The following is a 13,949-nucleotide window of genomic DNA, read 5'->3' as shown; positions in this document are numbered from 1 at the left end:
TTTTTCCTCCAGTCTAAATGATCGTTCCTTTCGTTGAGGGGATCTCATCCGGTGCAGCCTGGTTGATCGTGACTGCTTCTCCCAGTGCACGGCCGATTCCCTTGAAGCAGGCTTCAACGATGTGGTGGCTGTTTTTCCCGGCAACTTGATGCAGATGGATGGTCGCTCCCAGCTCACGAGCCAAAGCAATAAAGAATTCCTCCACCAACTCCGTATCGAATTGCTGGCCGATTTTTTCAGTTGGAATCGCCAATTCTACCACTGCCATCCCGCGGCCGCTGATGTCCAAAGCCGTCATCACCAGTGCTTCATCCATCGGCAGAAGCATGCTGCCGTAGCGCTTGATTCCGCGACGTTCGCCTAAGGCCTCTGAAAATGCCCGCCCGATGGCAATACCGATGTCCTCTGTCGTATGATGCGCATCGACATACACATCGCCGTCGCATACGATTTCCAAATCAAAACGACCGTGCCGAGCGAACAGCTCCAGCATATGATCTAAAAAGCCTACACCTGTCTTGATCTTTTGCTGCCCTGTGCCATCGATGTTCAACTTTAATTGGATCTTGGTTTCCGATGTGTTGCGAATGATCTCTGCTTTTCTCATACCTGCACCTCTTTCAAGATTTCCTGCAATGCTTTTACCAACTGCTCCATCTGTTCCTGTGTTCCTACCGAAATTCGCAAGTAGTCTTTGGTTCTAGGCTGATTGAACCAGCGAACCAAGATATTTTTTTCCCGCAACGCCAAAAACAATGCTTCTCCCGAAACCTTTGGATGGCGTACAAAAAGAAAATTGCAATAGCTGTCAGTCATCTCAAAACCCAATTGCTTCATTGCTGCACTGCTCCACTTTCTGGCCGCAATGGTTTTTTCGATACACCGTTCGACATACTCCTGCTCAGCCAACACTGCGGCTCCGGCTGCCTGAGTCAAACTATTGATGTTGTATGGATTCACACTGTATTTCAAGCGATTTAAATCACTGATCAGCTGGCTGTTGGCTGCTCCATAGCCTAAACGGGCTCCGGCCAATTGCCGCGATTTCGAAAAGGTTCCTACCACGATCAAATTCGGATACTGATCGATATAGGGCACCATCGATTCTCCGCCAAAATCAATATAGGCTTCATCAACGATGACTAAACGATTTGGGTGCCGATCGAGAAACGCGCAAATTGTCTGATAGCTCAGCAGCAATCCCGTCGGTGCATTGGGATTGGCGATGATCACTGCACCCTCCAATGCATCATAGGCTGCCAATTCTAGTGTAAAATCATCCTTCAACGGAACGACCGTCGCTTCTACCTGATACATGTCGCAATAAATTTGATAAAAGCCGTAGGTTACATCCGGAAAAGCGATCCCTTTTTCCGTAAAGCCTTGGAAGATGTAAGACAGGACTTCATCACTGCCGTTGCCTAAAAACAGCTGATCCTCTTGGACACTTAATTGTTTGGCCAATGGTTTGATCACCACGTGGGTCGAAGTGTCGCAATAGCGGTTCAACGTAGCCGCTGCTGCTTCGACAGCCTTTTTGACTCCAGGTGCTGGTTCAAATGGACTCTCGTTGGTGTTCAGCTTGATCAGCGACTGATTTTGGGGCTGTTCACCAGGAGTATAAGGAATCAAGCGTTCATATTTTTGATTAAGAAAAGTCATTTTGCGGGTCCTCCATTCGAATCGTCATTGAGCGGGCATGTCCATCCAGCCCCTCGCTTTGGGCAAACAACGCAACATCCTCGGTCACTTCAGATAAAGCCGCTTTGGAATAGTACAAATAGCTGCTTTTTTTCACGAAATCATCCACTGACAAAGGCGAATAAAACCGGGCGGTCCCTTCCGTGGGCAGCGTATGATTGGGTCCAGCAAAATAATCCCCAAGCGCTTCAGGTGTGTAGTTGCCTAAAAAGACACTCCCCGCATTTTTCACCTTTCCTAACAGATCAAACGGCTTTTCGACAGCCAATTCCAAATGCTCAGGAGCGATACGATTGGCCAGTTCAAGCGCTTCAGCCAAATCACGAACCAAAATGATTTTGCCGTTCGTCTCGATGGACTCCTGAGCGATCGCTTGGCGCGGGAGTTCTTCCAGCTGCTCTGAAAGGGCAGTCTGAACTTCCGTAACAATCCGCTGACTGGTAGTTACTAAAATCGCCTGTGCCAACACATCGTGTTCAGCTTGAGCCAGCAAATCGGCCGCCACCCATTGCGGGTTCGCCTGTTCATCTGCAACGATCAAAACGTCACTCGGTCCTGCAATCATATCAATATCTACTTGACCATAGACCATTCGTTTAGCGGTGGCCACATAAATATTTCCCGGACCGACGATCTTGTCCACACGAGGAATCGTCTCCGTGCCATAAGCCAAGGCAGCAATTGCTTGGGCTCCGCCGATTTTATAAATCTCGTCGACACCGGCTATTTTCGCAGCTGCCAGAATCGCAGCCGGAATGGTTCCTGCTTGGCTCGGTGGAGTGACCATCACAATCTTTTCGACCCCCGCTATCTTAGCCGGCAGCACATCCATCAGTACAGTGCTGGGATAGGCCGCGGTTCCACCAGGCACATAGACCCCCACTGCCGCTAATGGCAATATACGCTGTCCCATCACTAAACCTTTGGAGTCAGTCGATACAAAGCCTTCTCGTACCTGTTTTTTATGAAAAGCTAGAATATTTTCCTTCGCCTGCTGAATCACCCGCAGCAGATCTTCAGAGATGGAAGACATCCCTGCTTCAATCTCCTCCGTCGAGACCCGCAACGCGGACAGCTCCACCTGATCAATGTCTTTGGTCAATTGATACAAAGCGGAATCGCCTTGTGTATTCACTTGTTCTAAAATCGTTGAAACTGTGGCCGAAACGTCAATCGTTTCAGACATTTTTCGTTGCAGGATCTCTTTGGTTGTATGTGTCTCAGTCGAGAAAACTCTCATAGCTGATGCCTCACTTTCTCAATCACTTCTTGAATCCGCTGCTGTTTAAAACGCCATGTGGCATGATTGATAATCAATCGCGCTGAGGAGGGACAAATATCTTGAATCACTTTTAAATCATTTTCCTTCAAGGTCGTGCCCGTCTCCACGATATCAACGATCACATCGGACAGGTCCAAAAGCGGTGCCAGCTCGATCGACCCGTGAAGCGGAATGATCTCGATCGAACGGCCCAAACCATTGTAATACTTGCGGGTGATGCGCGGATACTTAGTCGAGATTCGCAACGGACGGCTTTCATCTTCTTGGAAATTATTGCAGGCCGCCACGGCGATCTTGCATTTCCCCAGATGCAGATCCAAAAACTCAATCACGTCGGCCGCGTTTTCCAACAACACGTCTTTTCCAACGACCCCTATATCGGCTGCCCCATGCTCCACATAGATCGCCACATCACTGGGCTTCACTAGGAAGAAACGCAGCTTTTTCGCCTCATCGACAAAGATTAATTTGCGATTGTCTTCAAAAACACCTTCCGAAGCGATTCCCGCTTGCGTGAACAGCTGATACACTTTATCTCCCATGCGGCCTTTCGGCAATGCAATGTTAAGATATTCTGAATCCTTCGGAGCTGTCTTGATTCCTGCATCATTCAGCTTCATTCCAAAGCCGATCGCCCCTTGACTTTTCCCTTGCCGCTCCAGCAGGTGATCATAACGGCCGCCATGTAAAATAATTTCTTTAGATGCCTTGATAAAGCCTTGAAACAGCAGTCCGCTGTAATAATCTGCATCATTGATGATCGAAAAATCCAAACGCAGCCTGATTTTATCTGACAGCGACTGATCCTTCAACTGTGCTTCCTGCAAGACCTTCAATTCGTTCAAGCCTTCCAGTGCCTTCGGAAACAGAGCCAATAGATGCTGAGCCTTTTCAAACTTCTCATCAAACGTTCCGGACAAGCGAACCAATTTCTCTAAATGCTCCTGTTCCTGTTGCGGCAAGCGATACATTGTTGCCAAATCACGCATTTCGTGAGAACTCTTCCGATTCAGAGCCTGCAGGACATTTTCCCGTTCCTCCACAGGAAATCGGTCGCAAATCCCATCAATGATCTTGATGTGTGATAAATCCAGCGTTCCCTCGCCAACTAATGCCAGACTTTGCCAAGCAAGGCTAAGGGCCTCCAGCTCATCTTTCTCGGTGATCTCATCAATAATCTCCAGTCCGATCTGTTGGATCTTCTGGTATTCTCCTTCATGACGATCATGCCGGTAAACATCCTCCACATAGTAGACCTTTCGCCGTTCTCCAGAAGGCGTGTTCTTGACGATCGAGATCGTCACATCCGGCTTCAAGGCCATCGTCCGACCATCATTGCCGGTAAAGGTAATGATGCTGGAATCTCTTAAAAAATTGCGCTGCTGCTGGTAATTGTCAAATTCTTCAAAGCTGTTCAAGCGATACAGATGAAAATGATGCTGCCCATACAGCTTTCTTAATTGCAATTCAATCTGCTCTTCTGGCCGCAGCACATTCCATAAATCCTTCATCTATACCACTCCTCTTTCGTCGATCCATCCTCGCTTTATCTTTTACCAAATGATAAATAGATGAATCTATTTTTAGATATATTAATGATTTTATCATGAAAGGTCAATGAAAATCCGTGAAAGTCTCAAAAAAATCCCAAAGTTATTCCTAATCGTCCGTCTTTTCTAAAATCTCTTACGAAATCGCAAAATCAATGCTTCTGGAAACGATCGACAAAGCAGCTGATTTCCGCTATCTTATAAGAGAAACGTGCGAAGGAGTTGAGGATTGTGAAGTCAAATAAACAACAGAGCCAGCCCATTCGCTTTTTGCCCTACGCATTGAGCTTTGTTTTAGTGAAGCTTTCGTTTGACTGGGGCCTTGACCTGTTTTGGACTGGCTGGTCGCTCAAAACCGCTTTGAATTTTCCAATCGTCTATCTGTTCCTGCTTTTTTCCTATCTTTTAGAGGCCAAAACGGCCCTGCATCTTCAAGTACGTCTTTTGTTGTATACCACTTACTTTTTTATTGTGGGCAGCTGCATGTCTATGCTGATCTACCAGAATGCGGTTTCACTCAGTCTAATACTGGTTTATCTGCTCTTGGCATTTCTCGGTGCACTGGCCTGGTCACTAATTTGTTTTTACCTTAAAAAATAGGCTGAATGGATTTCGATTGTCCATTCAGCCTATTCTTTTTGGTCTTCCTTCGGTTTTAAAATCCCTTGCCATTCGCCCATCTGATCAATGAATCGTTTGCTTTTTAAATGCAGGCCGATGTATTCCTCATACAACTGATCGATGGTTTGACGGATCGCCTGCTTGGTCTCTGGTTTTAGCTGGACCTTGCTGATCTGATCGTAAGAGATCGCAGCAAACATCCGTAAAAAGTGAACAGCACGCGGATCAGCATGATAACGCCGCTCATCCATCGGCCAATGCTCCTGGCAGAGAACGCCATGGTAGTTGGAGGAGAAATCAAAAGCTCCCGTCGTCTTGCCGCAGACACTACAAGCTTTCCAGTTCAAAGCTACACCAAACCGCTGCATAATCTGCAATTCGTAGATATTCAGAATGGTCTCCCCATCCTGTCCCTCATTCATTAACGAGAGGGCCTCCTTGGTAAAACCGTACAGAGCTGGATCATACACATGATCATCGATCGCCGCATCTGCCAGTCCAAGGATATATGACCCATACGCGTTTAAAAAAATATCCTCCTGCAGCTTGCGAAACGGTTCCACTGCCTTCGCACTATTCAAAAAAGACAGTCCGTCTGCCTTAAAATTTCCTATGTACACCGCTTCTGTAAAAGGCATGACTGCTGTTCGCAGCGGATTGTTCGGCCGATGGATGCCTTTGACAAAAAACATCACCTTGCCTGCCGATTCCGTAAATATTTTCACCAGCTTGTCCTTTTCTTTATAGTCCCGGCTGAAAAGAATCAAACCCTTTGATTCGCTGACCTGCGCCATGGGTTCTCACCTCCGTCATCGTCTATTCTAGCAAAAAAAGACGAAACTGTATTCCGTCTTTTTCCTTCTCGTTAATAGTCATCCTTTCGATAGCCGTAATCCTGCAAATAAGTTTTCTTGTCACGCCAATCTTTCTGGACCTTGACCCACAGCTCTAAAAAGACCTTATCCCCCAGCAAGCGTTCAATGTCTTTGCGGGCTTGCGTGCCGATATTCTTCAGCATTTTTCCGCCCTTGCCGATGATGATGCCTTTTTGGCTGGTGCGTTCAACAATGATTGTCGCTTGGATATGGACCTTTTCGTTTTCTTCTCGCTTCATGGAATCGATGACAACGGCGACTGAGTGAGGCACTTCATCTCGTGTCAGCAGCAGAACTTTTTCACGAACCAACTCAGAGACCACGAAATATTCCGGATGATCGGTGATCTGGTCGTCCGGGAAGTATTGAGGTCCTTCCTCCATTTGATCGACCAATGTCGCCATTAGATTGTCTACGTTGTTGCCCTCTGTTGCTGAAATAGGAATAATTTCTTTGAACTCCATGATTTGACGATAGTCGTCGATGATTGCCAGCAGATCGTCTGGATGGATCGTATCGATCTTGTTGATGATCAGATAGACTGGCACTTCTTGTTTCTTCAGGCGTTCTAAGATAAAATCATCGCCCCGCCCGCGTTTTTGATCGGCACTGACCATGAAAAGGATCGCATCGACTTCTCGCAGCGCGCTGTAAGCCGCCTCCACCATGTAGTCGCCTAAACGATGCTTCGGTTTGTGGATCCCTGGAGTATCGATAAAGACCAGTTGTGCTTCATCAGTCGTGTAGACCCCTTGAATTTTATTACGGGTCGTTTGGGCCTTGTCGCTCATGATAGCAATTTTTTGACCGACGATGCGATTTAGCAACGTCGATTTTCCAACGTTCGGACGACCGACGATCGCAATAAAGCCAGATTTATGTTCTGTCATATCCTTTGTCCTTTCTTTATCGGAATAGGCTTAGCAGCTTGGGCAGAAAAATGATCGCTCCCACGATCACGGCAAAGAGCGAGGTCATTAAGACAGCTCCTGCCGCCATGTCTTTAATCTTCTTTCCAATCGGATGAAAGTGGAAATCAGTAAACATGTCTACCACATTTTCAAACACCGTATTGATGATTTCAACGATCCAAACTAAAAATACAGCCAATAAGATCCACAGCCATTCAAAGCGATTCAGCTGCAGAACCAATCCTGCCAAAATAGCGGTCACACCAAAAATGACATGCTTGCGCATGTTGCGTTCTTCATCAAATACGGTTTTGATTCCCTGAATCGCAAACTCCAGAGAAGTAATAAAATGCTTGTTTTTTTCAGGTTTATCTTTCAAGTCCATAGGCATCCAAAATCTCTTTCTGTAGTCCAAACATCACTTTTTCGTCTTCAGGGGTCATATGGTCATATCCATTGATGTGCAGAAAGCCATGAACCGCCAAAAAGCCCAGTTCTCGGTCATAACTGTGTCCATAATCCTCCGCCTGCTCTCTGGCTCTTTCGATCGAGATCATGATATCGCCTAAATTGCGGGGCATCGTGTCTTCTGCATCAAAGATGACGGGCATCTCATCTTCACCCTCTTCTTCAAGTGCAAAGCTGATCACGTCTGTCGGAGCATCCTTGCCTCGGTACTCACGATTAATCGTCTGGATCGCTGCATTATCCATAAACGTCACAGACATTTCTGTATCCTTCGCCAGCTTCAAATGATCTGCCGCAAATTGCAGCAGATCATCGATTTCCTGAATCTTATCTGGTGAGACCTTTTCGGTTTCGTCAATAAAGGTAATGTCCATTACCGTTCGCCTCTTTCTTGCTCTTCTTTCATCTTTTCCGCCTCTGACTGCATTTTCGGATACTTGATCCGCGAATGGAAGGTGGAGCTTAAACTGCTGACCAGTGATTTTTCGACGATCCGAATTTCCTTCAACGTCAGGCCGGAATCATCCAGCTGACCATCGGAAATTCGTTCCTCGATCAGATCATGGACAAAATTCGTGATCTTTTCGATTGACGGATGATCCATCGCCCGAACAGCCGCTTCACAGCTGTCAGCAATATTCACCACGCCCGCTTCTCGGGTCTGCGGCTTAGGACCAGGGTAACGAAACTCCGCTTCGGTGATCTCCGGGTTGCGTTCTTTGGCTTTCATATAGAAGAATTTCATCAAGGTTGTACCATGATGCTGGTAACAAATATCGATCACCATTTTCGGCATCTTGTATTCTTCTAAAATTTTGGCGCCTTCGATTACGTGTCCGAAAATAATTTGTTTGCTGTCTTCCGGCAATAAAAAATTGTGCGGATTCTCCGCACCCGGCGGCAGATTCTCTACAAAGAAATTGGCATGGCGGATCTTCCCGATATCGTGGTAATAACAAGCCACTCGCGTCAGCAAGGACCGTCCGCCGATCTCGGCTACTGCGTTGGCACTCAGATTCGCTACCATCATGGAATGGTGGTACGTTCCCGGTGCTTCCTCCAGCAGCTGTTTCAGCAGCGGATGGTTCGGATTGCTCAACTCGTTTAAGGTGATTACGCCATTGTCTGTCACCAACAATTCAATATACGGCTGCAGGCCTGTTCCCAGTAAGAAGGAAAGCAAAGCTCCCGCAGCTGCACAGATAAAGGTTCCCCAAGTTTGACTGTTGGTAAACGCCAAGCCCTGGTATACATTCAACACAATGTTCCACATGAAAGGAAAGACGACCAGCCACAGCAATGCCTGGCGAGCCTGGTCGGTGACCCGTTTTTGCTTCACCATTACAGCCAACACTCCAGAAAACATGTAGGTCATCAAAATAATTGTCAGCATATTGGTTCCAATTGCCGCGTAGTACACAAATAAAGCAAACACGGTTTGGAAAACAGCGGCAATACTTCCGGCACGCCGATTGACAAACACCGTCAGGATCAACGGAATGAAGGCCGCTGGGAAAAACAGAGCCAAGTTGCTGGTGGTCGTACTTTGGAAAACCTGCAAGAACTTCATCAGCACCACACTGAAAATCATTGAGGCTGAATAAAATAGGATAAAACGAATCCGTTGAAATTCAACATCAAATTGGCGGCTGTAAAACCATAAAACTACGCCTTGCAGCAGGGTTGCCAAGATCATTGCCACCAGCGGAAAGACGGAGCCGCCCGAACTGGTCAGTCCCAGTAATTGCAGCTTGTTGAAGGCGTTGGCATCGATCTGACTGCCTTCACGGACGATGACCTCCCCTTGATAGATCATTACCGGCTGAACTGAGTTGCTGGCTTGTTCTTTTAAGTCTGCCGTGCGTTTTTCATTCAACAGATCGTTGACGACGATTCCATCTTCGATCAAGTAGCGAACCAGCTGATTTTGTTCCTCGTTTAATCCTTGTTCCTCAATCTTATCGTTGGCCTGCTGCTTGTAAGAAGCAACATCGCTTTCGCGAATTCGCTTTTCCATCTGCTCGTCGATCAGCTTTAGACTGCTGGATTCGATTTGATCCAGCTGCTGAGAGCTCATCTGAACAGCCAATTGGTAAAAACCATCAGGAAGCTGCTGGTAAAAGCTGACATCGTCCTGATTGATCGTTTCAAAATTTTTCTTCACCGCTGCCACACGTTCGTCGGCTGTCGGCTGTGGTACCGCCTCTCCATCTTTGGCTTGAGAGACTTTGCTTTGGTAGTTTTTATCGAGCTCACTATTGGTTTTCTGGATCAAATCGATCAGTTGGCTCACTCGATCGTGCTGTGTTTCGGCTAACTCCGGCTGATACGTATACTCCGGCGTCACCGCTTCAGAAGCAAGCTTGCGCTTTTGCTCAGTCTCGGTTTTGTTCTCGATCGTTTTGTTCGCTCGAATACTTTCTGATGCCACTTGTCCTTCTTTAAAGTTGACACTTTTTTGCCGAACACTCGTGAACATCAACCCAGATAAAATCAAAGCAAAAAGAACCAAGATCAAGGGAATGAACTTCGATCCAAGTTTTTGGCGCAACTGATTGATCGGTTGATTCAACATAACGTTCCCTCCAATCTAGTCTTCGATGTGACGTAGATTTTCTTGCTCATAGGCTTCAATGATCTCTGCAACGACCGGATGCCGCACCACATCGGATGCTTCAAAATTCACAAAACGAATACGTTTGATGTTTTTCAACGTTCGTTCTGCATGCATCAAGCCGCTCATTTGCCCTCTTGGCAGGTCGATTTGACTCGTGTCGCCATTGACGATCATTTTTGACTGAAAGCCTAACCGAGTTAAAAACATCTTCATTTGTGCAATCGACGTATTTTGCGCCTCATCCAAAATCACGAAGGCATCGTCTAATGTCCGCCCACGCATATAAGCCAACGGAGCGATCTCGATGACCCCGCGGTCTAGTAAACGATTTGTATGTTCGACGCCAAAAATTTGGTGCAATGCATCATACATTGGACGCAAGTAAGGATCAACCTTTTCCTTTAAATCCCCCGGAAGAAATCCTAGGCTCTCACCAGCTTCAACCGCCGGGCGAGTCAGGATGATCCGTTGCACCTCACCCTTTTTCAACGCAGCAATCGCCATCACGATCGCCAGATAAGTCTTACCAGTCCCTGCAGGACCGATCCCAAAGACTACGTCGGACTTGCGGATCGCCGATATATAACGACTTTGACCAATATTTTTAGGACGGATCGGGGAGCCGTTTCGATCCTTTAATAATTCTTCTTCATACATCATGACGAATTCGTCTAGATGGTTTTCCTTTGCCAACCGCAGCGCCGTCATCACGTCTGGTGTTGCCACCTTGATCCCGCGATCAATCAGCAGCTGCAGAGAACGAATCACTTCTGCGACCATTTTTATTTCTTCATCAGCCCCTACGATCTGAATCGTTTCGCCTCTTGTGTTAATAGTAGTTGCCGTGTTCTCCTCTAAAAATTTGATATGTTTGTCGTGAGAACCTAGCAGCATACTGATATCATCTTTGGCATCGAGTTTTATTTCCAACGATGTAGAATCGTTCTTTTGCAAAAATCGTTCATCTCCTCATTCTAAGCATCTACCCTATCATACCACACTCTAAATAAAAGCAAAATTCTCACTCTTTCAGCTTAAGAAAGAACTAAAAGAGACGAAAAAGAAAAACCTTCTTCAGAAAAAAAATCATTTCATAAATGCTCTTTCTGATAATGATGCCTGTTCTACCCTTTATGTATTATCGGACGACAGTTGATTTTAAAAAACAAGCATTTATCAAAAGACTGATTATGAAAAATGGATAATAAAACACATGATACAAATTCAAACTATTAAATTAGTTAAATCAAACCAAATCTTAATCTCTATACAATCATATTTCAACCACTAAAAATTAACTTTCTAAAACATCCGTTAATCGTTTGGAAATAACAAAAAAATATGATAGATTGAAAAACTAGAGGTCCATATAATAAAACAAAGGAGCCGATTTTTATAGTGAAATGTCCAAATTGCCAAGCCGAATTGGATGAACGATTGGCTATCTGTCTCAGCTGTGGGTTTTCCTTAACGACTGATCACTCGCAGAAAGACATCGAATGGTCTGAGCTCGCTCAAATGACGATCGAAGAAGTCGAACAACATTTTGAGCAGCATTCAAAGGACATCGAAGAAGAAGATTCAAAAGAGGAAACCAATCCCATCTTGGCAGAGTATATTCGTGAACATAAAGAAGAAGCCACCCCTGACCCGAAACCCAAGCCAATTGAGATCGATCTGTCACAAAAAGCCGATGATTCTCCGGAGGAAAAAGTCGAAGAGGAACCTAAACCTCCGGAAGTGAATAAAGAGCCGGAGGAACCCCCTCTCGAAAATGAATCCGAGCCTTCAACCAATGCAGGATCGTCAAAACCTAGACACTCGTCCCATAAGTTACGTTACTTTGCCCTTGTCGCTGTTTTAATCTTTTGTGTGTGGAGCGGTTACCAATATTACTCCGTTAAACAAGCAGAGGCCAAAGAAATTGAACTTGCTAAAAAAGAAAATCAGCAGGTTAAGCAGGTCAAGTCAGCGATCGCTGATTTTTATACAGACAAGCAGCAAACCTTTCTTAAACCAGAAGCCCTTGAGAAGGATACGACTGATCTGAAAAAGTTGATCGAGGACCATAAAGACCATCAGGCATACACCCAGCTTCAATCGGCTTATGATCGTCTGGTCGAAAAACAAAAGCTGACCCAATCAGTCAATCAACTCTTCACTGCGCCTGCTATTCAAGGGGATGCCTTGGCCGACAGCCTCCAGCTGAAATCTGATCAAGCGATCTTACTAACCGCTAATACGGCGGATCAAAGCTTCAATCAGCTGATGAATCAAGCCATCACCACAGCAAAGGAGCAACGAGCAAAACTTGAGATCGCCAAACAAATGACTGAACAGCTGTTGTCTGAAGAAACGTTGACCGAGTCAGCAACAAGAGAACAATATGATGCAGCCAAAACCGCGGTAGCAGCCGTTGCCAATCAGGCACTGGTAGAACCACAAAAGCAAGAGTTGACCAAGGTCGAGCAAGCGTTGACTGAAAAAGAGGCGCAAGCAGCCGAACAAGCTCGACAGACCCCGCTTTTTCAAACCAATCGTCAAAATCTGCCGATCCTTAACCAAGACCAAGGGCAGATCAACGATGCGAGCAATCCTGCTTGGACCTGGAACGCTGGCATTCAGTCAAAAGTGATCCAAACCTGTATTGACCGAGGGTATATCGTAGAGGGCGGCTATTCCTTAGAGCCTGTGCAGATCATTAATGGTGAAGGCTATTACAACCTGTATGCGACCAGCAATCGAGCTCCTCTGACCAGCGGATACAGTGCTTCAGATCTGCCGATGTACTTAGTAACCATCAACTGTAAGACCGGATGGTTTCAAGGCAATGGCGGCCATTGATTGGAAGAGACTGTGACATCACTGTCATAGCCTCTTCCTTTTATTATAAAACCATACACGTTGTGCACCGTAAAAAATACTGAAATTGAAACAACTTAAACAACGACACTTATTTACCATGAAAAGAGAAAGTTTAGAATATCGATTGATGACCTATTATGAGGAACAGCAAAATGTTCCTTGTTTGTTCCAACCACGCAGTTGTGCTAAACAGCATTCGAACTGCGATAGAAAGTGGCTTGGACCTCAGACATTACCTCTAGAAGAACTAGATATTCATTTAAGCTGCAATGCCCATCGTAAAGAACCTCAGGATACCTTCAGTAAAAGCAAAACTCTATCAAAAAAGTGCAAGACTTCTGTTTCGAAATCTTACACCTGCTGCATTCTCTAAATTATCAATGACACTTTCCCTTCTAAAAGTGAGAAGGGGCCTATTTCTTATGGTTAAAATTTCTCGTACTCTTTTCAAGGGCAGTGATCATCAAAACAGCAACCGCTGCTCCAGGGTCTTTTAATGTTCTTGACGCTTCTCCGCGAGTGGCTGCCCGTCCGTGTACAGCAAGCATACCTGCAGTACGATCGTATCCCTCTACAGCTCCACTTACGCCTTTTTTAGCAGCTGTAAAAGCATCAAGGCCCTGGGCAAAGGCTTCATCCATTTTCTTTATAGCTGGCATAAGACCATCAATAAAAGTTTTTTCACCGGGCTGTGCTTTTCCCCTATGCATGACTCCTTCTGCATAGGCTCGCAGCAAATCAACAATCTCTTTCGCTTCAATAACGTCCTTGCCCTTAAAAGCTTTTCCAGCCTGCATGAATCCCGAGGCCATCAGGGTGCCCATCGTAGAAGGCACGGCAGAGGACATTGCTTTTCCAGCAGTGAACAATAATCTGCCCAAGTCATTTTCTTCTGATGTTTTGATTGCCTCAAAAGCTGCCTCGAAGCCATCACTCATCGTTAATCCAAGATCACCATCTCCGACCACGCTATCGAGTTCGATCAGATACTCTTGCTTTTCCTTCATTATGGTAGATAATTCGTTCAGATAGTCGATAATAAACAACCGATCCATTTCG

Annotated in this window: 13 protein-coding genes; 2 read left to right on the top strand and 11 right to left on the bottom strand. The window is 45.8% G+C overall.

Going from position 1 to position 13,949, the window contains the following annotated elements:
* Positions 1-13: 13 nt before the first annotated feature.
* The 4 genes from hisB to hisG are packed head-to-tail and all read right to left on the bottom strand — an operon-like array spanning position 14 to position 4,494.
* Complete coding sequence (hisB, locus tag NRIC_RS06825) at positions 14-607, bottom strand: imidazoleglycerol-phosphate dehydratase HisB (protein ID WP_146621945.1); 594 nt, start codon at positions 605-607, stop codon at positions 14-16.
* Positions 604-1,662 carry a histidinol-phosphate transaminase gene (gene hisC, locus NRIC_RS06820; protein WP_146621944.1) on the bottom strand — a complete coding sequence of 353 codons (1,059 nt, stop codon included), beginning with the start codon at positions 1,660-1,662 and terminating at the stop codon, positions 604-606. Before hisC ends, hisB begins: the two co-directional genes overlap by 4 nt.
* On the bottom strand, positions 1,649-2,941 hold the full coding sequence (hisD, locus tag NRIC_RS06815) for a histidinol dehydrogenase (protein WP_146621943.1): 1,293 nt from the start codon (positions 2,939-2,941) through the stop codon (positions 1,649-1,651). Before hisD ends, hisC begins: the two co-directional genes overlap by 14 nt.
* The gene (gene hisG, locus NRIC_RS06810; protein ID WP_146621942.1) at positions 2,938-4,494 is read right to left on the bottom strand and encodes an ATP phosphoribosyltransferase; all 1,557 of its coding nucleotides are present in this window, start codon (positions 4,492-4,494) and stop codon (positions 2,938-2,940) included. Before hisG ends, hisD begins: the two co-directional genes overlap by 4 nt.
* Positions 4,495-4,764: 270 nt before the next feature.
* Here hisG and NRIC_RS06805 point away from each other — a divergent pair, with 270 nt between their 5' ends.
* Entirely contained in the window at positions 4,765-5,133 is a 369-nt protein-coding gene (locus NRIC_RS06805) for a hypothetical protein (RefSeq protein WP_146621941.1), read from the top strand.
* A gap of 29 nt (positions 5,134-5,162) precedes the next feature.
* On the opposite strand, the gene recO is transcribed toward NRIC_RS06805, so the two are convergent.
* From recO to NRIC_RS06775, 6 genes are all read right to left on the bottom strand, one after another.
* Positions 5,163-5,948: a DNA repair protein RecO gene (gene recO / locus NRIC_RS06800; RefSeq protein ID WP_146621940.1), complete on the bottom strand. Its 786-nt coding sequence runs from the start codon at positions 5,946-5,948 to the stop codon at positions 5,163-5,165.
* Positions 5,949-6,019: 71 nt separating this feature from the next.
* A complete protein-coding gene (gene era, locus NRIC_RS06795; protein WP_146621939.1) occupies positions 6,020-6,919 on the bottom strand; it encodes a GTPase Era in 900 nt (299 codons plus the stop codon).
* Positions 6,920-6,935: 16 nt separating this feature from the next.
* Positions 6,936-7,331 (bottom strand): diacylglycerol kinase family protein, encoded by a 396-nt coding sequence (locus tag NRIC_RS06790; RefSeq protein ID WP_146621938.1) that lies wholly within the window; start codon positions 7,329-7,331, stop codon positions 6,936-6,938.
* A complete protein-coding gene (gene ybeY, locus NRIC_RS06785; RefSeq protein WP_146621937.1) occupies positions 7,309-7,782 on the bottom strand; it encodes an rRNA maturation RNase YbeY in 474 nt (157 codons plus the stop codon). Before ybeY ends, NRIC_RS06790 begins: the two co-directional genes overlap by 23 nt.
* A complete protein-coding gene (locus tag NRIC_RS06780) occupies positions 7,782-9,983 on the bottom strand; it encodes an HD family phosphohydrolase (protein ID WP_146621936.1) in 2,202 nt (733 codons plus the stop codon). Before NRIC_RS06780 ends, ybeY begins: the two co-directional genes overlap by 1 nt.
* Positions 9,984-9,998: 15 nt before the next feature.
* Positions 9,999-10,919: a PhoH family protein gene (locus tag NRIC_RS06775; RefSeq protein WP_175580020.1), complete on the bottom strand. Its 921-nt coding sequence runs from the start codon at positions 10,917-10,919 to the stop codon at positions 9,999-10,001.
* Between the two features lie 504 nt (positions 10,920-11,423).
* Between NRIC_RS06775 and NRIC_RS06770 the strand changes: the two genes are divergently transcribed.
* Positions 11,424-12,869 (top strand): cell division site-positioning protein MapZ family protein, encoded by a 1,446-nt coding sequence (locus NRIC_RS06770; RefSeq protein WP_227873754.1) that lies wholly within the window; start codon positions 11,424-11,426, stop codon positions 12,867-12,869.
* A gap of 434 nt (positions 12,870-13,303) precedes the next feature.
* Here the strand turns inward: NRIC_RS06770 and NRIC_RS06765 are convergent, their stop codons facing one another.
* Complete coding sequence (locus NRIC_RS06765) at positions 13,304-13,945, bottom strand: dihydroxyacetone kinase subunit L (RefSeq protein ID WP_146621933.1); 642 nt, start codon at positions 13,943-13,945, stop codon at positions 13,304-13,306.
* Positions 13,946-13,949: the final 4 nt, after the last annotated feature.

The organism is Enterococcus florum (assembly GCF_004309355.1).
In the GTDB taxonomy this organism is placed as follows: Bacteria; Bacillota; Bacilli; order Lactobacillales; family Enterococcaceae; genus Enterococcus_A; species Enterococcus_A florum.
The sequence above is the reverse complement of the archived record's forward strand: the minus strand, read 5'-3'. Positions and strand labels throughout refer to the sequence as shown.

What these genes read in the sequence shown, in the direction of transcription:
- era (WP_146621939.1), bottom strand. Translation starts at nt 6,919, where the DNA reads ATGACAGAACATAAATCTGGCTTTATTGCGATCGTCGGTCGTCCGAAC.
- hisB (WP_146621945.1), bottom strand. Translation starts at nt 607, where the DNA reads ATGAGAAAAGCAGAGATCATTCGCAACACATCGGAAACCAAGATCCAA.
- hisC (WP_146621944.1), bottom strand. Translation starts at nt 1,662, where the DNA reads ATGACTTTTCTTAATCAAAAATATGAACGCTTGATTCCTTATACTCCT.
- ybeY (WP_146621937.1), bottom strand. Translation starts at nt 7,782, where the DNA reads ATGGACATTACCTTTATTGACGAAACCGAAAAGGTCTCACCAGATAAG.
- hisG (WP_146621942.1), bottom strand. Translation starts at nt 4,494, where the DNA reads ATGAAGGATTTATGGAATGTGCTGCGGCCAGAAGAGCAGATTGAATTG.
- NRIC_RS06780 (WP_146621936.1), bottom strand. Translation starts at nt 9,983, where the DNA reads ATGTTGAATCAACCGATCAATCAGTTGCGCCAAAAACTTGGATCGAAG.
- NRIC_RS06790 (WP_146621938.1), bottom strand. Translation starts at nt 7,331, where the DNA reads ATGCCTATGGACTTGAAAGATAAACCTGAAAAAAACAAGCATTTTATT.
- hisD (WP_146621943.1), bottom strand. Translation starts at nt 2,941, where the DNA reads ATGAGAGTTTTCTCGACTGAGACACATACAACCAAAGAGATCCTGCAA.
- NRIC_RS06775 (WP_175580020.1), bottom strand. Translation starts at nt 10,919, where the DNA reads ATGCTGCTAGGTTCTCACGACAAACATATCAAATTTTTAGAGGAGAAC.
- recO (WP_146621940.1), bottom strand. Translation starts at nt 5,948, where the DNA reads ATGGCGCAGGTCAGCGAATCAAAGGGTTTGATTCTTTTCAGCCGGGAC.
- NRIC_RS06765 (WP_146621933.1), bottom strand. Translation starts at nt 13,945, where the DNA reads ATGGATCGGTTGTTTATTATCGACTATCTGAACGAATTATCTACCATA.